The sequence below is a fragment of the Burkholderia sp. AU38729 genome, assembly GCF_020419725.1.
In the GTDB taxonomy this organism is placed as follows: Bacteria; Pseudomonadota; Gammaproteobacteria; order Burkholderiales; family Burkholderiaceae; genus Burkholderia.
In genome coordinates this window covers 453,650-476,381 of sequence record NZ_JAIZQO010000005.1, presented here as the reverse complement: position 1 = coordinate 476,381, position 22,732 = coordinate 453,650, and the positions used below count along the sequence as shown (strand labels likewise).

The 22,732-nt window shown below is 63.1% G+C and carries 20 protein-coding genes and 1 pseudogene; 11 read left to right on the top strand and 10 right to left on the bottom strand.

Translation table 11 applies throughout. The features are described 5' to 3' along the window. Window positions 1–193: 193 nt before the first annotated feature. Window positions 194–2,227, bottom strand: a complete 2,034-nt coding sequence (locus LGM56_RS16730) for an NADPH-dependent 2,4-dienoyl-CoA reductase (protein ID WP_226205797.1) — start codon at window positions 2,225–2,227, stop codon at window positions 194–196. Window positions 2,228–2,312: 85 nt separating this feature from the next. Here LGM56_RS16730 and LGM56_RS16725 point away from each other — a divergent pair, with 85 nt between their 5' ends. Genes LGM56_RS16725 through LGM56_RS16715 form a run of 3 tightly spaced genes read left to right on the top strand, consistent with a single transcriptional unit; the run spans window position 2,313 to window position 4,636 of the window. Beyond that, a complete protein-coding gene (locus LGM56_RS16725) occupies window positions 2,313–3,395 on the top strand; it encodes an AraC family transcriptional regulator (protein WP_226205796.1) in 1,083 nt (360 codons plus the stop codon). Between the two features lie 6 nt (window positions 3,396–3,401). Next, on the top strand, window positions 3,402–4,037 hold the full coding sequence (locus LGM56_RS16720; protein WP_226205795.1) for a hypothetical protein: 636 nt from the start codon (window positions 3,402–3,404) through the stop codon (window positions 4,035–4,037). Then, the gene (locus LGM56_RS16715; RefSeq protein WP_226205793.1) at window positions 4,034–4,636 is read left to right on the top strand and encodes a hypothetical protein; all 603 of its coding nucleotides are present in this window, start codon (window positions 4,034–4,036) and stop codon (window positions 4,634–4,636) included. Before LGM56_RS16720 ends, LGM56_RS16715 begins: the two co-directional genes overlap by 4 nt. Before the next feature lie 21 nt (window positions 4,637–4,657). Here LGM56_RS16715 and LGM56_RS16710 read toward each other — a convergent pair whose 3' ends face one another. The 3 genes from LGM56_RS16710 to LGM56_RS16700 form a co-directional block, all read right to left on the bottom strand. Further along, a complete protein-coding gene (locus tag LGM56_RS16710; protein WP_226205790.1) occupies window positions 4,658–5,107 on the bottom strand; it encodes an aconitase X swivel domain-containing protein in 450 nt (149 codons plus the stop codon). After that, window positions 5,100–6,347 (bottom strand): aconitase X, encoded by a 1,248-nt coding sequence (locus tag LGM56_RS16705; protein ID WP_226205788.1) that lies wholly within the window; start codon window positions 6,345–6,347, stop codon window positions 5,100–5,102. The genes LGM56_RS16710 and LGM56_RS16705 overlap by 8 nt, the downstream gene beginning before the upstream one ends. A 187-nt stretch (window positions 6,348–6,534) precedes the next feature. Then, complete coding sequence (locus LGM56_RS16700) at window positions 6,535–6,963, bottom strand: MarR family winged helix-turn-helix transcriptional regulator (RefSeq protein ID WP_089428109.1); 429 nt, start codon at window positions 6,961–6,963, stop codon at window positions 6,535–6,537. A gap of 91 nt (window positions 6,964–7,054) precedes the next feature. On the opposite strand from LGM56_RS16700, the gene LGM56_RS16695 reads away from it, so the two are divergent. The 5 genes from LGM56_RS16695 (at window position 7,055) to LGM56_RS16675 (ending at window position 12,691) form a co-directional block, all read left to right on the top strand. Continuing rightward, complete coding sequence (locus LGM56_RS16695) at window positions 7,055–7,975, top strand: LysR family transcriptional regulator (RefSeq protein WP_089428110.1); 921 nt, start codon at window positions 7,055–7,057, stop codon at window positions 7,973–7,975. A gap of 81 nt (window positions 7,976–8,056) precedes the next feature. Beyond that, entirely contained in the window at window positions 8,057–8,488 is a 432-nt protein-coding gene (locus LGM56_RS16690) for a MarR family winged helix-turn-helix transcriptional regulator (RefSeq protein WP_069250988.1), read from the top strand. A gap of 64 nt (window positions 8,489–8,552) precedes the next feature. Next, window positions 8,553–9,647, top strand: a complete 1,095-nt coding sequence (locus LGM56_RS16685; protein WP_226205786.1) for an HlyD family secretion protein — start codon at window positions 8,553–8,555, stop codon at window positions 9,645–9,647. A 13-nt stretch (window positions 9,648–9,660) separates the two neighbouring features. Beyond that, entirely contained in the window at window positions 9,661–11,235 is a 1,575-nt protein-coding gene (locus LGM56_RS16680; protein ID WP_089474360.1) for a DHA2 family efflux MFS transporter permease subunit, read from the top strand. A 19-nt stretch (window positions 11,236–11,254) separates the two neighbouring features. Further along, complete coding sequence (locus LGM56_RS16675; protein ID WP_226205784.1) at window positions 11,255–12,691, top strand: efflux transporter outer membrane subunit; 1,437 nt, start codon at window positions 11,255–11,257, stop codon at window positions 12,689–12,691. Between the two features lie 50 nt (window positions 12,692–12,741). On the opposite strand, the gene LGM56_RS16670 is transcribed toward LGM56_RS16675, so the two are convergent. The 3 genes and pseudogenes from LGM56_RS16670 to LGM56_RS16660 all read right to left on the bottom strand — a co-directional run bounded on the left by LGM56_RS16670 (window position 12,742) and on the right by LGM56_RS16660 (window position 13,471). Then, window positions 12,742–12,924, bottom strand: coding sequence for a hypothetical protein (locus LGM56_RS16670; RefSeq protein WP_089497497.1), 183 nt, complete (start codon window positions 12,922–12,924; stop codon window positions 12,742–12,744). A 6-nt stretch (window positions 12,925–12,930) separates the two neighbouring features. After that, a pseudogene (locus LGM56_RS16665) lies at window positions 12,931–13,053 on the bottom strand (glutathione S-transferase); the annotation flags it as partial. A gap of 7 nt (window positions 13,054–13,060) precedes the next feature. Then, the gene (locus LGM56_RS16660; RefSeq protein ID WP_089428115.1) at window positions 13,061–13,471 is read right to left on the bottom strand and encodes a TIGR02594 family protein; all 411 of its coding nucleotides are present in this window, start codon (window positions 13,469–13,471) and stop codon (window positions 13,061–13,063) included. 184 nt (window positions 13,472–13,655) lie between these two features. On the opposite strand from LGM56_RS16660, the gene LGM56_RS16655 reads away from it, so the two are divergent. From LGM56_RS16655 to LGM56_RS16645, 3 genes are all read left to right on the top strand, one after another. Beyond that, the gene (locus LGM56_RS16655) at window positions 13,656–14,567 is read left to right on the top strand and encodes a LysR substrate-binding domain-containing protein (protein ID WP_226205782.1); all 912 of its coding nucleotides are present in this window, start codon (window positions 13,656–13,658) and stop codon (window positions 14,565–14,567) included. 128 nt (window positions 14,568–14,695) lie between these two features. Next, entirely contained in the window at window positions 14,696–16,012 is a 1,317-nt protein-coding gene (locus LGM56_RS16650; protein ID WP_226205780.1) for an MFS transporter, read from the top strand. A gap of 12 nt (window positions 16,013–16,024) precedes the next feature. Beyond that, window positions 16,025–17,266, top strand: a complete 1,242-nt coding sequence (locus LGM56_RS16645) for a metal-dependent hydrolase family protein (RefSeq protein WP_226205778.1) — start codon at window positions 16,025–16,027, stop codon at window positions 17,264–17,266. A gap of 208 nt (window positions 17,267–17,474) precedes the next feature. Here LGM56_RS16645 and LGM56_RS16640 read toward each other — a convergent pair whose 3' ends face one another. The 3 genes from LGM56_RS16640 to LGM56_RS16630 all read right to left on the bottom strand — a co-directional run bounded on the left by LGM56_RS16640 (window position 17,475) and on the right by LGM56_RS16630 (window position 22,643). After that, a complete protein-coding gene (locus LGM56_RS16640; RefSeq protein ID WP_226205776.1) occupies window positions 17,475–17,771 on the bottom strand; it encodes a hypothetical protein in 297 nt (98 codons plus the stop codon). A 931-nt stretch (window positions 17,772–18,702) separates the two neighbouring features. After that, the gene (locus LGM56_RS16635) at window positions 18,703–20,505 is read right to left on the bottom strand and encodes a UvrD-helicase domain-containing protein (protein ID WP_226205774.1); all 1,803 of its coding nucleotides are present in this window, start codon (window positions 20,503–20,505) and stop codon (window positions 18,703–18,705) included. Next, on the bottom strand, window positions 20,502–22,643 hold the full coding sequence (locus LGM56_RS16630; RefSeq protein ID WP_226205771.1) for an ATP-dependent nuclease: 2,142 nt from the start codon (window positions 22,641–22,643) through the stop codon (window positions 20,502–20,504). The genes LGM56_RS16635 and LGM56_RS16630 overlap by 4 nt, the downstream gene beginning before the upstream one ends. Window positions 22,644–22,732 lie beyond the last annotated feature (89 nt).

Here is a 22,732-nt window from a genome sequence, read left to right as displayed (position 1 = left end):
CGTGTGATGGCCAGTCGCCGTCACGGTCTGTCGGGGTAGCGCCGCCACGTTACGTGGCGACGCGGCCGGCGTTGCGGCTCGTTTCAGTCCTGCGCCAGCGAATCGGGGCGGCAGCCGGCGAGCCACGAATCGCCCCGCAGGCGGATCACCGCCACGCGGCGCACCTTCGAGGGGCCGTTGCAGCGACCGTCCGTTACAGCCGCGCGGCGAGCCGTGAGCCCTGATCGATCGCGCGCTTCGCGTCGAGTTCGGCGGCCAGTTCCGCGCCGCCGATCAGGTGCACCGAGCGCCCGGCCGCCTGCAGCGGCGCGAGCAACGCGCGCTGCGGCTCCTGCCCCGTGCAGAGCACGATCGTGTCGGCTTCGATCAGTTCGTGATCGGTGCGCTGCTCGCCGTATGACACGTGCAGCCCGCGCGCATCGATCAGTTCATAGTTCACGCCGCCGATCATCTTCACCTGCTTCATCTTCAGCGTCGCGCGGTGAATCCAGCCGGTCGTCTTGCCGAGCCCCTTGCCGAGCGGCGCGGCCTTGCGCTGCAGCAGCGTCACTTCGCGCGCCGGCGCCGTCACCTGCGCACGCGTCACGCCACCGCGCGTCGCGGCCGGGTCGGTCACGCCCCACTCGGCCTTCCACTCTTCCAGATCGAGCGCCGGCGATTCACCCTCCTGCACCAGATACTCGGCGACATCGAAGCCGATCCCGCCCGCCCCAACCACCGCGACACGCCGGCCCACCGGCTGCTTGCCCGCGAGCACGTCGATGTAGCTGAGCACGTTCGGCCCGTCCTGCCCCGGGATCTTCGGGTCGCGCGGCGCGACGCCGGTTGCGAGCACGATCTCGTCGTAGCCGCCCGCGATCAGGTCGCTCGCGTCGACGCGGCGGTTCAGGTGCAGGTTCACGCCGGTCAGCTCGACCTGGCGGCCGAAGTAGCTCAGCGCTTCATGAAACTCTTCCTTGCCGGGAATCCGCTTCGCCATGTTGAACTGGCCGCCGATCTCGGCCGCGCCGTCGAACAGGTCGACCTGATGGCCGCGCTGCGCGAGCACGGTCGAGCATGCGAGCCCGGCCGGCCCCGCGCCAACCACCGCGATGCGCTTCGGCTGCGCGGCGGGCGTGTATTTCAGTTCCGTCTCGTGGCACGCGCGCGGGTTCAGCAGGCACGACGCGATCTGGTTCTTGAACGCGTGATCGAGGCACGCCTGGTTGCAGCCGATGCAGGTATTGATCTCGTCGGCACGGCCCTGCGCGGCCTTGACCACGAACTCGGCATCCGCGAGCAACGGGCGCGCCATCGACACCATGTCCGCGCAGCCGTCCGCGAGGATCTGCTCGGCCACTTCGGGACGGTTGATCCGGTTGGTGGTCACGAGCGGAATGCCGACCTCGCCCTTCATCTTCTTCGTCACCCACGCGAACGCGCCGCGCGGCACCGACGTCGCGATCGTCGGCACCCGCGCCTCGTGCCAGCCGATCCCCGTGTTGATGATGGTCGCGCCCGCGCGCTCGACGGCCTTCGCGAGCTGCACGGTTTCGCTCCAGTCGCTGCCGTCCGGAATCAGGTCGAGCATCGACAGCCGGTAGATCAGGATGAAATCGCGGCCGACCGCTTCGCGCGTACGCTCGATGATCTCGATCGGCAGCCGGATGCGGTTCTCGTACGAACCGCCCCACTGGTCGGTCCGCTTGTTCGTATGCATCGAGATGAACTGGTTGATCAGGTAGCCTTCGGAGCCCATGATCTCGACGCCGTCGTACCCGGCTTCCCGCGCGAGCTTCGCGCAGCGGACGAACGCGCGAATCTGCCGCTCGACGCCGCCTGCGCTCAGTTCATGCGGCGCGAACGGCGAGATCGGCGACTTGATCTTCGACGGCGCGACCGCGAACGGGTGATAGCCGTAGCGGCCCGTATGCAGGATCTGCAGCGCGATCTTGCCGTCCTCGGCGTGCACGGCCTCCGTGATCTCGCGATGCCGCCGCGCGGCGGCCGACGTCATCAGCGTGCCGCCGAACGGCTTGGTCCACCCGGCCACGTTCGGCGCGAAGCCGCCCGTCACGATCAGGCCGACGCCGCCGCGGGCGCGTTCGGCGAAATATTCGGCGAGCCGCGGCAGCGTCTTGCGGCTGTCCTCGAGGCCCGTGTGCATCGAGCCCATCAGCACGCGGTTCTTCAGCGTCGTGAAGCCGAGATCGAGCGGGGCGAGCAGGTGGGGAAAGGTCGTGGTCATGATGAGCGTGCCGATTCGTGCCAGTAAGCGATGCGTGACATCGTAGGCGCGCGCCGCCTTGAACGTGAGGGGGCAAACAGCCATAATGCTTGTCATTTCCGGCCAAGACGACATGACCTCACCTCTCGCCAAGGACCGCCTCGGGCTGCGCCGGCCGACGATTCCGGTCGCCTATCCGCGGCTGTTGCTGCAGGCGCTGGCCGCGCGCGGGGTCGATCTGGCCGCCGTGCGCGCCGGCACGGGCCTGCGCGATGCGGTATTGGCCGAACCGGACGCGCGCGTCGCGCCGTCGCAGTGGGGGCGGCTCGTGCTCAACGCGATCGAGATCGGCGGCGATCCGGGCATCGGGCTCGCGTTCGGGCTGCTGCTGAAGCCGACCGTGCACGGCTTTCTCGGCTACGCGACGCTGACCGCGCGGGACATCCGGGAAGCGCTCGCCGTCACGCAGCGCTACTTCCGGATGCGCAATCGTCAATATCGGCTGACCTATGAAGAAGACGAACACGGCGCGACGCTCGAACTGCACGGCGTGCAGGCCAGCCCCGTGCTGCAGCATCACGTGATGTTCGAATTCGTGCTGACGGGGCTCGCGCAGAACATCTCGCAATGGGCCGGGCGCACGGCACCGCCGATCCGGCTGCAGTTCGCGTGGCCGGAGCCGCCCTATTTCGCGCGCTATCGCGATCAATTGCCGCCGGTCGAATTCGGCTGCCCCGCCAACGCGCTGTGGATCGCGCGCGACGTGCTCGACTGGCCGCTGCCGCTCGCCGACGAAGTCGCGCACCGGCAGGCGCTCGTGCAGGTGGAGCGCGAGTATGCGCAGGTGCGCCAGGAGGAAGGCGATCTGGTCGAACGCGTGCGCGCGGAGCTGGCACGCGGCGCCGGCGACTACCCGGGACCGGAGATGCTCGCCGACGCGCTGCTCGTATCCACACGCACGCTGCGGCGCCGGCTCGAGGAAGCCGGTTCGAGCTATCGGCAATTGCTCGATGAAGCGCGGTTTCGCGACGCGAAGCAGTTGCTCGCCGCGTCGGATCTCGACCTGAAGACGATCGCCGAGCGGCTGCAATTCACCGACCCGGCGAATTTCACGCGCGCGTTCCGGCGCTGGGCCGGGCAGACGCCGAGTGCGTATCGGGAAGCGGCCGCGGACACATCGCACGAGTGATGCGGGGTGCAGGCAGCACGACGTGCCTGCGCGGAATTTCATCGGTATGATCAATGCCACGCCAAAGCGGCGCCCACCGGCGCACTCTCCCGCCCCATGCCCAATCACACCACCCTGATCGATGCGACGATCGACCGTATCGACACGAACCTCATTCGTGTCGCGTCCGATAGCAAGAAGGTGCCGCTGTATCGCCTGACGATGCAGGGCGCGTGCTACTTCATCGCGGCGGACGATATCGATGCGGAGGCGTTCAAGCAGATCGATCGATTGAAGCCCGGGATGGCGGTGCGTGCGTGTGTCTTCGACGATCGCGGTCGCCGCAGCATCGCGTGGATCAAAGGCAACGACGTCGCAATCGCTCCTTACAACGTGTTCAGACAAAAGAGCAGCAACGTGTCGCTCCTCATCTGGGCGTCATGCATCTTCATGCTGAGCCTGCTGATCGACGGCGCCGCCTTCAAATCGGGCTGGGCGTTCGTCGGCGCGGTGACCCTGGTCGTCGGCATCATCAGCCTGCTGGGCACCCTGCTCGCGATCGCCGGCCTGTCCGAACTGGTCTTCCGGCCCCAGCGGCGCGAAGCCCAGGAAAAGTGGCAATACGAACCGGCCAGTTTCACGGCGGAAAGGAGCAACGGATGAGCGATCGCACCATGCAGATCGCGTCCGGTTGCGTGACGTCGGTCAGCCAGAACACGATCAGTACGAAGGTCTGGAGCAACAACCTCGGCATGACCACGCAAAGCCTCGAAGAGATTGCGCTCAAGCTCGACACGGTCGACGCACCGCTCACGCTCAGGACGGACAGCACGCGAAGCGTGTTCATCGTCGCGGGCGACCGGTTGACCGTTGCATACACGCAGGATCGGGATCGCCGCGTCATCTACGCTATCCGCAACGCGACCGACGGCTCGGTGTATCTCGTTCGCCCCGCGAAAGTCGCGGCTGCCCGCATGGATATCGTCGTGACGATCGGCATGCTGGTCGCCATGGCCATCGCCATCGGCCTCGTGTCCGCGACGGAACGCAGCACGGACAGCGTGCTGGAGATATCCACGTGGTTCGGCGGCGCCGCGATCGCGCTCTTCCTGCTGAGCACGATCCTGCGCACCGTGTTCGGCGCAATCTTGTGGCCCGAGATCCGGCGGCTCAGGCAGCCAGGCGGCAAGCGCGAGATGAATGCTGCCCGGCACGCACTGTCGCTCTCGAACGAAGAAACGTCGCACATTCGCTTCATCTGAGCCGATCCCGCGCACGAAACGTCAGAGGTCGACGCAAATCCTCGCGCCGCCGTCACCCTCGCCCGCTTCGATCCGCACCTCCCCCGTCGCGGCGACGATCGCGTCGTACACGTCATCGGTTACGCACACCACCGGCACCGCGATCGCATACAGCTCGGCCGCCACGATCGCGCCGATCGAGATGATCAGGTCGCGCTCCTTCAGCACGATCGCGACCGGCCCGGTGCCGTTGCGCACGGCTTCCGCGAGCACGCTGCTGCTCGAACTCGAGCCCTTCGCGTGCGGCATCACCATCACCTTGCCGGCGAGGCTCGCGCCGGCCTGCGGATGGCCGCGATCGACGATCTTTCCCGCGCCCGAGTCGTAGCCGCCCCAGAAGCTGAGCGGCTTGTCGAGCACGAACGGGCGCGCGCATGCGCTGCCCGGCACGAGCGTGTCGCCCGTCATCATCTTCCCCGTCGGGTCAGTCATCGAATCGCACCTTTCCTTCGTACGCCGAACGCACGCATTCGCGCATGCTGCCGTACGCGACCGTCACGCCGATGTTCGCCGGCGCATACGATGCCCATTTCCCCGAATTGGTCATCACGAGCCCCGACAGTTGCTTCATCACCGGCGTGATGTACGTGCAGGTATCGACGACGATCTGGATGCCGCGTGCCGCGAATTTCTCCGCGAGGCCGGCCTCGTCCAGTTCCCACAGGATGAACCGGCTCGTGTTCACGTAGAAATCGCAGGCCGGCTGGCCGTCGAATGCATCGAGCAAGGTATCGAGCGTGCGAAATTCGGCCAGCGAGAAATGCGGCGTGCCGAGCGCCACCGCGACGAGTGCATCGCCGGCCACGCCATGGTTCAACGTGCGACGAATCTCGTCGAGGTCGGCCATTGCGACATCGACCGTGCGTGGCGCCGCTTGTCCGTGCAAGGCGGCGTCGAGCGTGGGTGCTTCCGGTGTCACACCGACTGCATGGAACAGCGCAACGGCCCCGCTCGACGCGGCCGCCGCGCCCAGTGCCTTGAGTTCGTCCTCCGTGGTGTCCGCCGGCAGCCCGACGATTGCCGGCACGACCGCGCCCGCGATCCGCCCGATCAGCAGCCCGAGCGCGGCGAAATAGATGTCGCGCGACGGCAGGCGGCTGAAATCCGGTGCGTTGAACACGATCCGCGCGGCACGGTTCGCTTCGACATGCAGCCCCGCATACGGCGCACGCCCGGTAATCGCGGCGGCCAGGTCGAGAAAATCGCCGTACCGGCTCGTCCGCGCGCCGAGCACCGAGTTCGCGAACACGATCGCGTTCGATTCGGCCCACGCGATCTGCTCGCCTTTCGCGGGACGGTTCTTCAGTTGATAGGGCGCGCACGTGAAGCTCGATTCGCAGCCGAGTTGCAGATGCGCGTCCATCAGGCGCTGCGCATCGCGCTGGATCGTGCGGTCGCCGTGGTACAGCTCGGGATGGATCAGGTCGAGCGACCCGACGTTCAGCGTGGTCGGCACCGCGACCTTCGCGCCGGTGTCGACGAAATACTCGACGAAGTCGAGGCTGGTCTGGCCGTGGTAAAGGCAGCCGTCGATATGGGCAGATGTAATGTCGATCAGGTGCGGCGCGGACATCACGTGCGCCGTGCGCGCGACGATCCGCATCGCGCGCGCGACGCCCTCGCCGAAATCCCCGCGCAGCATGGCGCTGTCGCGGTCACTCAACTGCAGCATCGATCGCTCCTCTGGCGCGTGCCGGCGGCGCCGGCTCGTGAAATCCGTCAGGGGACTCTACAACTGGAAATAAAAACTGTCCAGATCGCCATGAATCCGGACAGTTTAAAAACCAATTTCCGCAATTGAGCGCCACTGAAGCGACCAATGGATTGAATTCCGTTCCAGTTTGCCGCCAGCCCGCCGCCTAGCGTTCCGCGGTCACACTGAACAGTTCGTCGCGCAGGGCCTTCGCGCGGTCGCGGCCGAACTGCGTCTCGAATTCGTCCTGCGCGGCCTGCCAGGCGACTTTCGCTTCAGCGAACGTGCGCTCGCCCAGCTTCGTGAGGCTCAGCGCATGCGCGCGCGTGTCGTGCTCGGACGCGGCCGTCGCGACGAACCCGTCGCGCTGCAGCGGCTTCAGTGCGCGCAGCAGCGTCGTGCGGTCCATCACGAGCGTATCGGCGAGTTCGCTCATCAGCAGGCCGGGCTGGCGCGTCAGGTTCGCCATGATCGAAAACTGGGCGGGCGTGACCCCAACCGGGGCCAGATGGCGCTCGTACAGTTGCGTGACGAAGCGCGCCGCCTGACGCAGCGCGAGGCAGTTGCACGCCTGGGCAATCGAGGTGTCGTTCATGTTTCGCAATTTATATGTGCATATGCATAAAGTCAATGTACACTCCGCCGTAACCAGGCCGGCGGCCGGCCCTCGCGTCAAGGAGACGGACATGGACTACATCGACAAGCTGCGGATTTTCCGGTCGGTGGTGGAGATGCGCAGCTTCACGCGCGCCGCCGACATGCACGGGCTCGCACGACCGGTCGTGTCGCGCGCGGTCGCGGATCTCGAGGCACGCTTCGGCAGCCGGCTGCTGCACCGGACCACGCGCCAGGTGTCGCTGACCGAAACGGCCGAGCGCATCTACGAGCGCTGCGCGGCCGTGCTCGACGAACTCGACTCGCTCGAGGCGGAAGCGCAGTCGCCGACGCGCGAGCCCGAAGGCCTGCTGCGGCTCGTCGCGCACACGACGGCCACGCTGAACCGGCTGGTGCCGCTGATCGCCGGCTTCAAGGCCGCGCACCCGAAAGTGCGCCTCGACGTGACGCTGACCGAGCGCCCCATCGATCTCGTCGGCGAAGGCTACGACATCGGTATCGTCGTACCGTACATGCTGACCAACGAATCGACCGTCGTGCGGCTGATCGAGCGGATTCCGCTCGTGATCGTCGCGACACCCGCGTACCTGCGCGCCCATTCGCGCCCGGTCGCGCCGGCCGACCTCGCCGACCATCCGTTCGTGCCGATGTCGCCGTCGCTGCGTCGCCCCGCGCTGTCGTTCCGCGTCGACGGCAACACGCTGACCGTGCCGTTCCGCTTCGACATCTCGTCGAACAGCCCCGTCTTCAACCGTGAAATGGTGATGCACGACTTCGGCATCGGCGTCGTGCCGAAGACGCTCGTCGAGGCCCAGCTTGCGTCGGGCGCGCTCGTGCAGTTGCTGGCCGACGCCGATCTCGTCGATGCGTCCGTCGAGATCAAGCTCGCCTACGCGAACCGCGCGCTGCTGCCCGCGAAGGTCAAGACGTTCATCGACTACACGGCCGCTTATTGCGACCGCGAAGGCTGGATCGTTCCTGCCGCCGCCTGACGCCGATTGGTACAGCCGCGACAACAATCTGATCGTGCCCCGCCGCTCGCTTCGCGCCGCATTGCCTCCTAATATGTGTACATGCACAAGATGACGCTCACCGATGACGATTGCTTCGCGGTCCGGCAAGCCGCCCGCCGGATCTCGCAGTTCTACGAGCGTTATCTGTCGCGGGCGGGCGTGACGCCGTCGCAGTACAGCATTCTCGCGCTGCTGCGCGACCGGCCCGGCTTGACGATGGCGACGCTGTCGACCGTGCTGGTGATCGAACGCACCGCGCTGCTGCGCGCGCTCAAGCCGCTCGTCGGTGCGGCGCTGGTGGCCGGCCGGATCGAGCCGCGATGCCGCCGCCAGACGTTCGCGCTGACCGCGCACGGCGAAACGAAGATCGCCGACGCGCACGTGCACTGGCTCGCCGCGCAGGAAGCGTTCGAGCAGCGGTTCGGGTCGGCGCAGGCGGCCCGCCTCAGAGACGAATTGTTCCGGATCACGCACAACCTGCCGGAACGCTAGCCCCTTCCCCGATCGACGACATGCCGTCGATCGACTTAATAAGTGCATATACATAGGTGAATCGATGGAAACGACCCAAGCCGCTGCCTCATCCCGTGAAGCAGCCTCACTCGACCAGCCCGCGAAGCAACAGCGTCGCGTGCCGTGGATGCGCATCGCGGTGGGTGCCGTCGTCATCGTCGTCGCCGCCGCCGCGCTCGACTGGCTGTTCGTGCTGCGCTTTCAGGAAAGCACCGACGATGCGTATGTCGGCGGCGACGTGACCGTGCTCGCGCCGAAGGTCAACGGCTTCGTCGACAAGATCCTCGTGACCGACAACCAGCGCGTGAAGGCCGGCGACGTGCTCGTGCAGCTCGATGCGCGCGACTACGACGCGAAGCTCGCACAGGCCAGCGCCGAAGTCGACAGCGCCCGCTCCGCGGTGACCGAACTCGAGGCGAAGCAGCAACTGCAATTCGCGGTGATCGGCCAGCAGGCGGCCGAGAAGAACGCGTCGTCGGCCGAGCTGACCCGTGCCGCGTCGGATCGCGTGCGCTATCGCGAGCTCGTGAAATCCGACGCCGTGTCGAACCAGATCGTCGAACGCGCGGACGCCGACTATTCGAAGGCCGGCGCCGCCGTCGACCGCAGCGACGCCGCGCTGCTCGCATCGAAGCGGCAGCTCGACGTGCTCGGCGCGCAGCTCGCCGACGCGCGGGCCCGCGTGAACACCGCGCTTGCCGCGCAGCGCGTCGCCGCGCTCAACGTCGAATACACGACCATCCGCTCGCCGGTCGACGGCTACGTCGGCAACCGCACGGGCCGCGTCGGGATGCTCGCGAACGTCGGCGTGCCGCTGCTGACTGTGGTGCCGGCGTCCGGCCTGTGGATCGACGCGAACTTCAAGGAAGACCAGCTGCGCAAGATGCACGCGGGCGATCGCGTCGACGTGTCGCTCGATGCGTCGAACACGACACTGCACGGCCGCGTCGACAGCCTCGCACCCGCCACCGGCGCAACCTTCAGCGTGCTGCCGCCCGAGAACGCGACCGGCAACTTCACGAAGATCGTCCAGCGCGTGCCCGTGCGCGTGCACCTCGATCCGCAGCCGGGCCTCGACCACGTGCTGCGCCCCGGGCTCTCCGCGGTCGTGACCGTGCATACCGACCACGCGAACTGAGCGGGAGACGACGATGACCACCGCGTTTTCCGGCGACCCGGCGTCGCAACCCACGAAGCAGCGCGTGTTCGCGTTCGCGCTGATGTGCATCGGTTTCTTCATGGCGACGCTCGACATCCAGATCGTCGCATCGTCGCTGCGCGACATCGGCGGCGGCCTGTCCGCCAGCCAGGACGAATTGTCGTGGGTGCAAACCGCCTACCTGATCGCGGAGATCATCGTGATCCCGATGTCGGGCTGGCTGTCGAAGGTGATGTCGACGCGCTGGCTGTTCGCCGCATCGGCGGTCGGCTTCACGATCACCAGCATGCTGTGCGGCGTCGCGTGGGACATCAACTCGATGATCCTGTTTCGCGGGCTGCAGGGTGCGCTCGGCGCCGCGATGATCCCGACCGTGTTCACCACCGCGTTCGTGCTGTTCCCCGGCAAGCAGCGGCTGATCGCGTCGACGACCATCGGCGCGCTGGCCTCGCTCGCCCCGGCGATCGGCCCCGTGATCGGCGGCTGGATCACCGATCAATGGTCGTGGCACTGGCTGTTCTACCTGAACCTCGTGCCGGGCATCGCGGTGGCCGCGCTCGTGCCGCGCTACGTGCACATCGACGAACCCGACCTCAGCCTCATCAAGCGCGGCGACTATCTCGGCATCGTGCTGATGTCCGGCTTCCTCGGCTGCCTCGAATACGTGCTGGAGGAAGGCCCGCGCAAGAACTGGTTCGGCGACGACGCGATCGTGATCTGCGCATGGATCTCCGGCATCTGCGGTTTCCTGTTCATCGTGCATGCATTGACCGCGAAGGATCCGATCGTCGACCTGCGCGCGCTCGTCGTGCGCAACTTCGGGATCGGCAGCCTGCTGTCGTTCGTCACCGGCATCGGGATCTTCGTGACCGTGTTCCTGACGCCGCTGTTTCTGGCGCAAGTGCGCGCGTTCAGCTCGCTGCAGATCGGCATGGCGCTGCTGTCGGTCGGCGCGTTCCAGCTGATTGCGCTCTGTGCGTATGCGTTCGCCGCGCGCTACTTCAGCCTGCGCGCGCTGCTCGTGTTCGGGTTGATCTGTTTCGGGCTCGGCTGCTACCTGTACACGCCGATCACGCACGACTGGGGCTGGCGCGAACTGCTGCTGCCGCAGGCGCTGCGCGGCATCGGCCAGCAGTTCAGCGTGCCGCCGATCGTGACGATGGCGCTCGGCTCGTTGCCGCAGTCGCGCCTGAAATCGGCAAGCGGCCTGTTCAACCTGATGCGCAATCTCGGCGGGGCGATCGGCATCGCGGTGAGCGCGACGATGCTCAACGACCGGCTGAACTTTCACTACCTGCGTCTGAACGAGCACGTGAGCGCCGGCCAGCCGCAGATCGCCTCGCTGCTCGATCGGCAGGCCGCGTACTGGACGTCGGTGGCCGGCAACACGCTGGACACCGCGCAAGCCGGGCTCGCGAACCTGCATCACCTGATCTATCGCGAAGCGCTGACGCTCACCTATGCGGATGCGTACTACGCACTGTCGCTGTGCTTCGTCGTCGCGCTGCTCGCGGTCGTCTTCTCCAAACCCATTTCCCTGAACGCGCCGCCGCCGGACGCGCACTGAGGTTGAGGTCATCACCATCATGAAAAAACTTCTCGTCGCCCTCGCCATCAGCGCACTCGCCGCAGGTTGTGCGGTGCAGCCCGCGCAGCATCCGGCGCTTCAGGATTCGGTTCGGACGCTCGCGCCGGATGCATGGGACACCGATGTGCCGCGTGCGGACATCGACGCCGCCGCGTGGTGGGCGCAATTCCACGATCCCGCGCTCGACCGGCTGATCGCCACCGTGCTCGACGGCAACCTCGATCTGCAGGCAGCAGCCGAACGCGTGAAGCAGGCGCAGGCGCTGACCGTGCAGAAGCGCGCGGTGCTGCTGCCCGAACTCGATGCGACCGCGCATGCGGCCGACGCGCGGCAGAACACGCCGCCGCCGCTCGGCTATGTGCGGCAGGCGGGTGCCGGGCTCGCGTTGAGCTGGTCGCCGGATGTGTTTGGCGGTGAACGGCTCGATCTGCTTGCCGCGCAAGCGGAACTCGTCGGGCAGAAGCATGCGGAAGATGCGATGCGGCTCGCGCTCGCGGCCGATGCGGCTTCCGCGTATGTCGACCTGCGCTGGGCGCAGCAGGAACTGAAGATCCTGCAGGACAACGCGAAGATCCGCCAGCATGCGCTCGAACTCACGCGCAAGCGGCAGGCGTTCGGGCTGTCGACCGAGCTCGACGTCACGCGTGCGCAGAACCAGCTCGATGCGCTCGAAGCGCGGATTCCGCCGACGCAGGCGCAGATCGCGCATCAGCTCAATCTGATTGCGGTGTATTCGGGACGCACGCCGGAATCGGTCGATCGGCTCTTGCTGGTACAGGCTGGGGAGATTCCTGCGCCGCCGGTTGGCGCGCCGGGGACGTTGCCTTCGCAGGCGTTGCTGCGGCGGCCGGATGTGCTGACGGCGTATGCGCAGGTCGAGCGGCGGGCGGCACAAGTCGGTGTGGCGAAGGCCGAACGGTATCCGAAGTTTTCGTTGAACCTGACGGACGGGATTCTGGCGGCTTCTTATCTCGGGTTGCCGACGTTGACCGATAACCTGTTCAGTGCGGCGTTGAGTGCGACGAGCCCGATTTTCAATGCGGGGCGCATTACCGCCGATATCTCGCAGAGCGAAAGCCGGATGCGCGAGTCGGAACTCGGGTTGCGGCAGACGATGCTGCAGGCGTTGCGGGAAGTCGAGGATGCGCGGGCGAATCTCGTCAGTTCCGATGAGGCAACGCGCAGGCTGGGTAGTGCGCTGGCTGCATCGGACAAGGCGCTTGGGTTGGCGAATCAGCTCTATAAGGGCGGTGCGACGGATTTTCTGGATGTGCTGTCCGCGCAGGAGGTGTATCTGCGGGATTCGGATTCGCTGAATCAGGTCAAGCGTGAACATGCGCTGGCGGCGGTGGCGCTATATCGGTCGCTTGGGGGTGGGTGGAGCAGGAATGACGCGGCGGGTGGGCCGGAGGTGGAGGCAGTGGCGAAGAACTGAGCGCGATCACGATACGGCGCCGGCTTCCACGCTTGCCGGCGCCCCGCTCGTCAGCCGCACGATCCCAGGCATTTGACCGATGACAACGCGATCAGATAGACCGCCGCCCACGCGATGCCCAGCCCTGCGATGACGGTAACGATACGCGTGACGGGCTTGTGCCAGAACCGGATCGCAACGAACACGCCGGCAGCCAGCAGGAGCACGATGAGGATCGGGCCGAGCACATTCATTGCAAATTACAGCGGCGGCCGTTTCAGCTTGACCCAGCGCTGCACCGACGGCCGTTCCCACTGCGCACGCGCATAGTCGGCGAGACGCTGCGGCACCGGATCGTCGTTCAGCACCAGACGGTTCAGCATGCGGTGATCATGCGGCGTCGGGCCAGCGGTAGCCAATCACCTCGTTCAACGGGTACGCGAGTTCGCGGACTTCTTCCAGCTGGTTGCCGCCGAAGAGATACACCTGTTCGTCGTCGTGCCGCAGATAGAAACCGACATGCCCTTTCCAGCTCGCGGGATCGTCGCGTGTCAGGATTGCAATGCAACCGTAGACCGGGCGTTCCAGCGGCCTCCCCCATTCGAGCCACGAACGCGCGAGCGCGGAGCCCGTGCCGCGTATGCCGGCGTGCGTCATGCACCAGTTGACGAAGGACGAACACCAGGAAATCTTGTCGTCGTAGCCGACCAGGTTCGTCTGGTTGTTGTATTCGACGATGCGCGGGTTGATGCTGCCGGGCGGATGGCGGCGGATGCCGAGTTCGGCCATCGCGACGGGCATCCACGGCGGATGGGCGGCGTCCGGTCTGCTCTCAGGGTTGAATAGGGTCACGTCGTTCTCGGGCGAGTGTGTTGTGCGGTCAATCTTCGCATGAATACGGCGGCTGGCGGCACCCTGCTTCCTTGTGATTTCCTTTCGATCCACTCGTATCATATCGGCAGCCTCCTCGACCTCCCAAGCTGCCATGCGCATCACGCCCCTGCCGCCCCTTCAGTGCCTCATCGCGTTCGAAGCCGCCGTGCGGCATGCGAGCTTCACGCGCGCGGCCGCCGAACTGCATCTGACCCAAAGCGCGATCAGCCGGCAGATCCAGCAGCTCGAGGAATTCCTCGGCCGCTCGCTGTTCGTGCGCGAACATCGTTCGCTGCGGCTGACGATCGCCGGCGAGCAATACGCCGCGCAGGTGCACCATCTCCTCACGCAATGCGCGGAAGCCACGCACGATGTGATGAAGCCCTACGGCGATCTCGAACTGACGATCGCGTGCTCGTCCGGTGTGGCGTTGCTGTGGCTCACGCCGCGCCTGCCCGAGTTTCGCGCCGCCTATCCGGACATCAAGCTGCGGCTGATCGTGCGCGACGGGCTCGCGTCGATGTCGCCGGCAGAGTTCGACGTGGGTGTGTACTACGTGCGCCAGCAGGCGCCGGCCGAATACACCGCGCGCCGCCTGTTCGACGAGGAAGTGTTTCCCGTCTGCGCGCCGGGTTACCTGGCCGGCCGCACGCTCGCCGCGGCCGATCTCGCGAACGAGACGCTGCTGCGCCTCGAGGACGGGCAGCGTCAATGGATGTCCTGGCCTGAATGGTTCGGCATGCATGACATCGATCGACAGAAGGCGCTGCCGCAGGACATCACCATCAACTCGTATCCGCAGATCGTGCAGATGACGATTCTCGGCCAGGGCGTGTCGCTCGGCTGGCGCTACATGATCGACGCGTGTATCGAGGCCGGGCTGCTCGTGCGCGTGACCGACGCATCCGCGAGCCACGGCGGTGGCTACTACGTGATCTCGCCGAACGACCGCGCGCAGAACCAGGCCGCGCGCCTGTTCACACGCTGGCTGTTCGAACAGGCGGAGAAACAGACCGCGCCCTGATCGCGATGCATGCGCGTAGCGCATGCGTGCATGCAAATCTTTCGTTTCAGAAAAAAATCGCGCTGTCCTTAGCATGGGTTCACGCGGGGCAGCCGTCCCGTCTTCTGATTCCGATAGAGGAAGAGACCATGCAAGGAACGCTTTCCCCGCGCGCCGCGCCTGCCGTCGATGCGGCAGTGCAGCAGCGCCGCCGCGCCATCGTCGCGACCGTGATCGGCAATGGTCTCGAATGGTTCGATTTCACCGTCTACAGCTTCTTCGCGGTCATCATCGCGAAACTGTTCTTTCCGACCGGCAACGAACTGACGTCCGTGCTGCTGACCGTCGCGACGTTCGGCGTCGGCTTCTTCATGCGGCCCGTCGGCGGCATCGTGCTCGGCATCTACGCGGACAAGGTCGGGCGCAAGGCCGCGCTGTCGCTCACCATCCTCATGATGGCCGCCGGCACCGCGCTCATCGGGCTCGCGCCGACCTACGAACAGGCCGGTATCGCCGCACCGCTGCTGATCGTCGTCGCGCGGCTGCTGCAAGGCTTCTCGGCCGGCGGCGAGATGGGCGGCGCCACCGCGTTCCTCACAGAATACGCGCCGCCGGAGAAGCGCGCGTACTACTCGAGCTGGATCCAGTCGAGCATCGGCTTCGCGGTGCTGCTCGGCGCCGCGACCGGCACCTTCGTCACGACGTCGCTCGACGCGCAGGCGCTGCATAGCTGGGGCTGGCGTCTGCCGTTCCTGCTCGGAATCATCGTCGGGCCCGTCGGCTACTACATCCGCAGCCATATCGACGAGACGCCCGCATTCAGCGCCGTCGAAGCGCAGGCGAAAGAGAGCTCGCCGCTGAAGGCAGTGCTGTCCACCTACCCGCGCGAGACGTTCGCGAGCTTTTCGATGGTCATTCTGTGGACCGTCTGCACCTACGTGCTGCTCTTCTACATGCCGACGTATTCCGTGCGCACGCTGCATCTGCCGCAATCGACCGGTTTCGCGGCCGGCATGGTCGGCGGGCTGATGATCATGTGCTGCTCGCCGATCGTCGGGCGGCTCGCCGACGTGTGGGGACGGCGCGTGTTCCTGTCCGGATCGGCGCTGGCCATCTTCGTGCTCGCGTGGCCGATGTTCGCGTGGATCAACCATGCGCCGGGGTTCACGTCGCTGATCGTGTTCCAGGCCGTGTTCGGCGTGCTGATCGCGACCTACACGGGGCCGATCCTCGCGGCGTTCGCCGAACTGTTCCCGACCAAGGTGCTGTCGACCGGGCTGTCCGTCGCCTACAACTTCGCGGTGACGATCTTCGGCGGCTTCGCGCCGTTCCTGATCACGTGGCTCATCGCCCGCACCGGCAGCAACATGGCGCCTGCGTTCTATGTGACGCTCGCGGCGGCCGTCAGTTTCGTCGGCACGCGCTTCGTGAAGGACGTCAAGCGTGGCGCTTCCGTCAATCGATAAGGATCTCTATCCATGACCATTACCGTGCTGCAAGGCGGCAACGTACTCGATCTCGAACGGGGCGTGCTGCTCGACCATCATCATGTCGTGATCGACGGCGACCGGATTGTCGAAGTCACCGATCGGCCGGTGGATTTTCCGAATGCGCAGGTGATCGACGTGCGCGGCAAGACCGTGATGCCCGGGTTCATCGATTGCCATGTGCATGTGCTGGCTTCGAATGCGAATCTCGGTGTGAATGCGACGCAGCCGAATATTCTTGCCGCGATTCGGTCGTTGCCGATTCTCGATGCGATGTTGTCGCGTGGGTTTACCAGCGTGCGTGATGCTGGGGGCGCGGACTGGAGCTTGATGCAGGCGGTCGAATCCGGGCTGGTGTCGGGGCCGCGGATTTTTCCGTCGGGAAAGGCGTTGTCGCAGACCGGCGGGCATGGGGACTTTCGGCCGCGCGGGGATTTGCTGGAGCCTTGTTCTTGCTGCTTCAGGACGGGGGCGATTGCTCGGGTGGTGGATGGGGTCGAAGGTGTGCGGCTTGCCGTGCGTGAAGAAATTCAGAAAGGCGCGACGCAGATCAAGATCATGGCGTCAGGTGGCGTTGCTTCGCCGACCGACCCGATTGCGAACACGCAGTACTCCGAGGACGAGATTCGAGCCATCGTGGATGAAGCCGAGGCCGCGAATACTTATGTGATGGCGCATGCGTATACGGGGCGGGCGATTGCTCGGGCGGTGCGATGCGGCGTGCGGACGATCGAGCATGGGAATCTTGTGGATGAGGCGGCGGCGAAGCTGATGCATGAGCGTGGGGCGTTTGTGGTGCCCACGCTTGTGACTTATGACGCGCTTGCCAAACACGGCGCAGAGTTCGGGATGCCGCCGGAATCGGTGGCGAAGGTGGCTTCCGTTCAGCAGAAAGGACGCGAATCGCTGGAAATCTATGCGAACGCCGGCGTGAAGATGGGGTTCGGGTCGGATCTGCTCGGGGAAATGCACGCATTTCAAAGCGGAGAGTTTCGGATTCGGGCGGAGGTGCTGGGGAATCTGGAAGCGCTTAGGTCGGCGACGAGCGTGGCGGCGGAGATCGTCAATATGCAGGGGCAGCTTGGGGTGGTTGCCGTTGGGGCGATCGCCGACCTCGTCGTGCTGGATGGGAATCCGCTTGAGGATATCGGAGTCGTGGCCGATGAAGGCGCGCGGGTCGAGTATGTGTTGCAGCGGGGGGCGCTTGTGAAGCGGCAAGCCGGTGGACGTTGATTTGATGATTTGACGCCATTCGGCTGTTTCGGCAGGCGCCGTGTCGCCTCACGGACCTTGATGTCGTGACAGTTGTTGAAGGTGGCTGGAGGTGTGAGTCGCGGCGTTTGCGGCAATGGCCGGGGCGGTGTCGCCCCGGCAGTCAGTCGCATTCGGGAAACGCCTGCATTCCACTCGCCAGGGCCGCATCAAGCGGCCCTAGCAGGCGTTATAGCGTCGACGGTCCACGGTCAAGATCGTGGTACGGCTGCTCTCGCAACGCCAACTGGCTGTAATCCGGCGTGATCGTGATCTGCCGGGTCGCGTAGTTGGCGTCCACGTATACGCGGTCGCCAGGCCTAAATCCGAAGATCTTGAAATCAATGTCGATCGCCTTCATCCACGGCAGATACGGCCAGCCTCGCTTGGGTAGGTCCGGGTAGTTGCGCAGGACCAGCTCAAACGTCTTTTGCATGTTGACCGGTTTGTTCTTTCTACGACGTGGCTTAGTATTGGCGTCAGCCATTTCCGACTCCTGGTGTGAGTTGGTGGTGGTCAGCGGGTCGTATGGGTTGCCGCCCATGCGGCCCGCGCTTCTTTGATGCCTCGGGTTTCCCCTTCTTTCTCCCCTCTTCGCTGGGTCTTGTTGGGCAAGACGGCTTTATTTCGACCATCGATTCGGAGACGGCTGCGCTCCGCTTCAGATGGTGAGAAGCAAGGCTTCATGACCAGTTTAGTCCGGCTAGCATCTCAGAAATGGGGAAATGAAGGGGATTGGCCGTTCGGTATAGGGGGACACGCAACCCAAGAGCGAGGCTGCGAATTCGTCGCGTCACGTTCCTGAATGTCCGCTGAAGCGCTTGAATCTAATTAGATACGGTTGATCGTTGCCGACCCAAGAACTGCCGTTATTTCGAAGCGACGACCGCTTAAGAGCGGAAGCCCCCCTCGGGAGCTCCAGTCCCAATTACAATATTCACCGCCCGTAGAAATCAGATTGTTCATGAGGGAGATCTCCCTCGACACCAACGAGGCGGACAGGTCTATGCTCAGGAGAGCCGACGAATGTGGGTATAAGAAAGTCTAGATTTCCTTCAAACTTTTGCGACCAAACTTGAGTCCATCACGTGACAATGGCATATATTAATTAAAATATTAATTATTTTAATCTTGGCATGTTGAATACAGCTAATAACAAACCTGCATGACGGGAACCGTGATGTCCATTCTGATTTGCAATGGTACGAGGGCAGCCCGCTAGTGAAGGTCTCCTTCATCGGCATTGGCGGCTTAGCCCCTCCGACGAATGGGTCAACAGCAGGCGTTAAGGCAACGTCACTGTCAGAGTGCCGATCCCTTTCTGCAGTTCGACAAGTCATTCACGAAAATAAGATGTTTCCATGGAATCTGTTGCTGAAGAATGTGTTTTCTAACATCACCCCTCGCCACGACATTGTCTACACGACGTCATAATCGAACGCGCACGCGGCAAGTATGTTCGTTGCAGCGTAAGAGCCTCGTCGCCCCCCTCTCATTCGTTGCCGCTCCGATATCAAATAAAGATGTTTGCGCGCCCGCGAGCCAATAACGTAAAGCAACTTTTTGGCGCTGTTGATACCACTATCTGCCTCTGCTTCTTCACTAAAATGCGGAACCATTCCCTGCAGCAGGCCAAACGCTATCACAACGTCGAACTCCGCACCCTTGACGCCATGGATGGTGTTAACGGTGATGCCGTTTCGATGTTGGAACACCTTACGGAAGAAGTCAATTCCGCCGATGTACGCGGCACCTTCCCTATGTAGCCGGTCAATCTTCGCAGCCGAACTGTCAAAGAAGGCTTGGTAATGCTCCGAGAGCAGATGATGTGATTGCCAGTCAATTCTGAGGCGATCCATCAATAACGCAAAGTACTCCGCGAGATATCGAAGCCCATCAGGCTGATTCAGCCGAATAGAATTACTCTCCCGAAGAAGCTGCTTAGCGGACAGCTCCCGAGTGTCGATGCCTTCATTTCCTAGATCCCTAATTACCTCCGCAGCCCAACGCAGCCGCCGGACATACTGCGCAGGGGACGCCTCTGTCAGTGCAATTCGCGACAACCGATACCAGAAGTTCTCCTGGTCGCGGCTGAAGGGAACCATGCCCGGGCCATCGAACTGGTACTCAGGCAAAGCGGCAGCAAGTCGACGTGTAACTCCCGCCAACAGAATCCACCACGGCGCCAGAACACAGATCTGATCCGCTACAAAACCTTGGGCGGTGCTGAGCCTGATGAGTCTCACAAGCTCAGCCTCCAGTTGGTCTCGCTCCAGATTGGTGTTGTAGCTGACGTTACTAGGGAACGCTCGATCGGACGCGGCTCCGCGAATGTTGGTCTCCTGAACGGTGAAGTTCGAGAAATACCTGATCAGCCGATCGGTGGACCGATAGTTTTCAGACAGCGCGCGCTCCTCCAGCCGCACACCACAGAGCCGCCGAAGTTCGGTAACCGGCATTGCGAAGCCACCAAGGGAGCCAAAGATCGCTTGGTTGGGATCGCCAACAACAAACAGTTTTGTTCGCTCTGCTCCAGTTCTAACGATGGTGGCAACGACCTCGTATTGAATCCTCTTCGTGTCCTGGTATTCATCAACCAGCATCCACGGGAAGATGTTAGCCAAGACTCTAGCTATCTGAGGTTGACTTTGGATCAGGCGCGACGCATAGAAGAGGATCTGCTCAAAGTCAATTTGCCTGTTATCCGCGAGATGGCGGAAATACATCGCAAAAATGGCATGAAGACGTTCGTGCTTGCCTTGATCCCTGCACGCCAGAACGTACCCCTGATCGGTGAAATAGTATTCGCAGTCCCAGTAGGTAATTCCTGGCTGCGTCCGGCACAGCTCTGCAAGTAGGTTCTCTTGCTCATGGCTGTCGATGATCCGGAAGCCATGCGCTAACGCCGGTTCGTAGATCCCATAGGGCTTCAAGATCCATTCCAGGCAGAATGAGTGAATCGTTCCTATCCATAGCTGCGAGGTGTCGACGCCTAGCCCTTCAATACGCTCATGAATTTCGTCGGCCGCTCGGTGCGTATAAGTGAGAGCGACGATGAACTGTCGCTTGCTCTGCAGGCGTGATAGCTCATAGGCGATCTTGTAGGTGAGTGTTCTAGTCTTTCCGCTGCCCGGACAGGCAACCAAGAACACACTGTTCTCGTCGCGTACAGCCTCCGACTGTTCATCGTTCAGCTCGGTCCGAGTCCACGCGAACGTCACGGCAGATCTCCCAGAAATGCGAGGATCTGATCGCCGGCGAGCCCTACAGCTGCCTCCGCCCTGATAGTGTTGAAGTCAATCCGGCCTGCGCGATACTCAAGCAGGCGTTCCCAATAGTGTTGCAGTGCTGGCGGTGTGGCGGGTCCGCCCGGATTGTTAACGGTCACTCGGTGCTTCAGTATGCTGAAGATCAGCTCGGTCGAGAACGTACCATGCGCGAAGACGATCGCCTGCCGGATGTAGGGTGGGATGACGGTTCTGTGATCTATTCGCTTGCCCAGAAGAATGGCGAACCAACCCTTGCCTTCATAATTGGCCATGGTTAGTACGCGCCTGCCGAACTGAGCCGGATCGCCCGAATTCAACTGAGCTATCGATTCAGCGCGCGTTGCGGGCTGCGCATAGACATCATTGACTGATGCGACCACCGCCCCGACATTGCCGCATGCCACGAAGTCAACTTCGAATGTATTCGCGGCATAGAAGGGCCGAACCCATGCGTTACCAGCGACTAGCGCATCGAGTGCGACTTTGCGAGCCGCTCCGGACGTTTGGGATCCGAGCAGTTTGTTTTTGAATTTCAATGTCTCAGGATCGTCACCCAGTACGGGGTGCGGGTTCATAAATGCCGCGTCCAGGTCGGTGATGATCGAGCAACGTCGGCGGACTCTAGTCTCGTGGAACAGCACAGAGACATTGGCGAAGCCCGTGCTGCCGATATTAACCAGACTGACTCCAAGCTCGTCGAGGCTTACGCCAAGAACCTTCTTCACCATCAATGGGATGAGGATTTCTTCGGCGTCGCCCTCCACCAAGAGCACGCTCTTTGCAAAGAGCAGGTTACTGCGAACGGCGTCGAGGTAGCGCTGGAGGTTGCCCACCTGTTCAGGAGTAAGCCCTGTCGACGGCTGGAACGCCTCACAAGCAGTCCCGTTGCGCCCCAAGATGTTGACGCTCTGGATGTTGCTCACCTCTGAGATGTGCGTCGAGTGCGTCGAATAGATGATCTGCGCCCCCGTATATCCGATTCGATCAAATAACGTCTTCTGGACGTGCGTATGTAGGTGCGCCTCTGGTTCCTCAATAAGCAGAAAGTTCGCAAGCGCCTGACGTTCGTGCTGGTACTTGAACTCCAGAAGCTTCAGCGTCAGGAAAATCAGATTGGCGCCTCCAAGGCTGAGCTCCTGGATGCTTCCTTCATGGGCCGCATCGAACTCACCGACGAAGAGCTTGAGCGATTGGAACAGCAAATCCGCTTCATCCGGAAGATCAGATTTGATTGCTAGCAAGGACGGAGAGTAGGTCTGACCGGCAGCTCCATGGATCGTATCCACGATGTCGGAGCGAACAGTTCGCACATCGTTCAGATTCTCAATTTCTCTGTTCAGTTGCCGCGCGCGATCTACGATTGGTTGAAACTGTAAAGGGTCAATCTGTCCGCTCTTGCTCTTCAGCAATGTGAGAAGAGGGTTCGTCCGGTTGTTGTGAAACTCGGATATCACATCACGCAGTGCTTGAATGAAGGTAAATGACACCTCCTTGGTGACTGACAGCGTACCAGGAATGCGCGCACCCAGTTCCGGAAACTCGACTTCATTGCTAAATACAGCGTTGCCAAAGTCTCCTACGATGCGCCGATAGACCGCCGGATCTGAGAAATCAGCGACGCTCCGCCCCGTAAATAAAGTTTCGTAGTCGTTGATCGTTACCTGATCAAGAATTGCCTTCATCCCCGCCACATCAAAATCCGCGAGCGCTGCCAGATTCATTCGGATCTGTTTATTGGGACGAAATATCAGGTTGTACGTTGCTAGCCCCACGGCCCCACCGGCCTGCCCGACTCCCGTGCCATGTACGAAGAGCGCTTGAATCGACTCATCTGCGCTGATCTCCTCGAACTCGACGCTTATGATGATCCAGTGGCCGCGCCAGGAACCAAGTCCCCGATAGAAGTCCAACTCATTGAGCCTGTATGACGCCCGAACCATGTTGTCGTCCAACATGAGTCTGATTGCTCTTAGTACGTTGGACTTCCCCGCGCCATTTTCTCCAATGATCGTATTAACACCCTTGCTAAATCTCAGCGTGGCGTTAGAGAAATTTCGATAGTTTATGAGCGTTAGCTTTGAAATATGCACGCGTCCCCCGTATCCCAATATCGCGCGAGCTCACAAGGTATCACAAGCCCAGCAGGAACGCGCACTGAAGCTAGCAAGAACGGAGCAGC

What these genes read in the sequence shown, in the direction of transcription:
- LGM56_RS16730 (WP_226205797.1), bottom strand. Translation starts at nt 2,227, where the DNA reads ATGACCACGACCTTTCCCCACCTGCTCGCCCCGCTCGATCTCGGCTTC.
- LGM56_RS16725 (WP_226205796.1), top strand. Translation starts at nt 2,313, where the DNA reads ATGCTTGTCATTTCCGGCCAAGACGACATGACCTCACCTCTCGCCAAG.
- LGM56_RS16715 (WP_226205793.1), top strand. Translation starts at nt 4,034, where the DNA reads ATGAGCGATCGCACCATGCAGATCGCGTCCGGTTGCGTGACGTCGGTC.
- LGM56_RS16710 (WP_226205790.1), bottom strand. Translation starts at nt 5,107, where the DNA reads ATGACTGACCCGACGGGGAAGATGATGACGGGCGACACGCTCGTGCCG.
- LGM56_RS16705 (WP_226205788.1), bottom strand. Translation starts at nt 6,347, where the DNA reads ATGCTGCAGTTGAGTGACCGCGACAGCGCCATGCTGCGCGGGGATTTC.
- LGM56_RS16700 (WP_089428109.1), bottom strand. Translation starts at nt 6,963, where the DNA reads ATGAACGACACCTCGATTGCCCAGGCGTGCAACTGCCTCGCGCTGCGT.
- LGM56_RS16695 (WP_089428110.1), top strand. Translation starts at nt 7,055, where the DNA reads ATGGACTACATCGACAAGCTGCGGATTTTCCGGTCGGTGGTGGAGATG.
- LGM56_RS16690 (WP_069250988.1), top strand. Translation starts at nt 8,057, where the DNA reads ATGCACAAGATGACGCTCACCGATGACGATTGCTTCGCGGTCCGGCAA.
- LGM56_RS16685 (WP_226205786.1), top strand. Translation starts at nt 8,553, where the DNA reads ATGGAAACGACCCAAGCCGCTGCCTCATCCCGTGAAGCAGCCTCACTC.
- LGM56_RS16680 (WP_089474360.1), top strand. Translation starts at nt 9,661, where the DNA reads ATGACCACCGCGTTTTCCGGCGACCCGGCGTCGCAACCCACGAAGCAG.
- LGM56_RS16675 (WP_226205784.1), top strand. Translation starts at nt 11,255, where the DNA reads ATGAAAAAACTTCTCGTCGCCCTCGCCATCAGCGCACTCGCCGCAGGT.
- LGM56_RS16670 (WP_089497497.1), bottom strand. Translation starts at nt 12,924, where the DNA reads ATGAATGTGCTCGGCCCGATCCTCATCGTGCTCCTGCTGGCTGCCGGC.
- LGM56_RS16660 (WP_089428115.1), bottom strand. Translation starts at nt 13,471, where the DNA reads ATGCCCGTCGCGATGGCCGAACTCGGCATCCGCCGCCATCCGCCCGGC.
- LGM56_RS16655 (WP_226205782.1), top strand. Translation starts at nt 13,656, where the DNA reads ATGCGCATCACGCCCCTGCCGCCCCTTCAGTGCCTCATCGCGTTCGAA.
- LGM56_RS16650 (WP_226205780.1), top strand. Translation starts at nt 14,696, where the DNA reads ATGCAAGGAACGCTTTCCCCGCGCGCCGCGCCTGCCGTCGATGCGGCA.
- LGM56_RS16645 (WP_226205778.1), top strand. Translation starts at nt 16,025, where the DNA reads ATGACCATTACCGTGCTGCAAGGCGGCAACGTACTCGATCTCGAACGG.
- LGM56_RS16640 (WP_226205776.1), bottom strand. Translation starts at nt 17,771, where the DNA reads ATGGCTGACGCCAATACTAAGCCACGTCGTAGAAAGAACAAACCGGTC.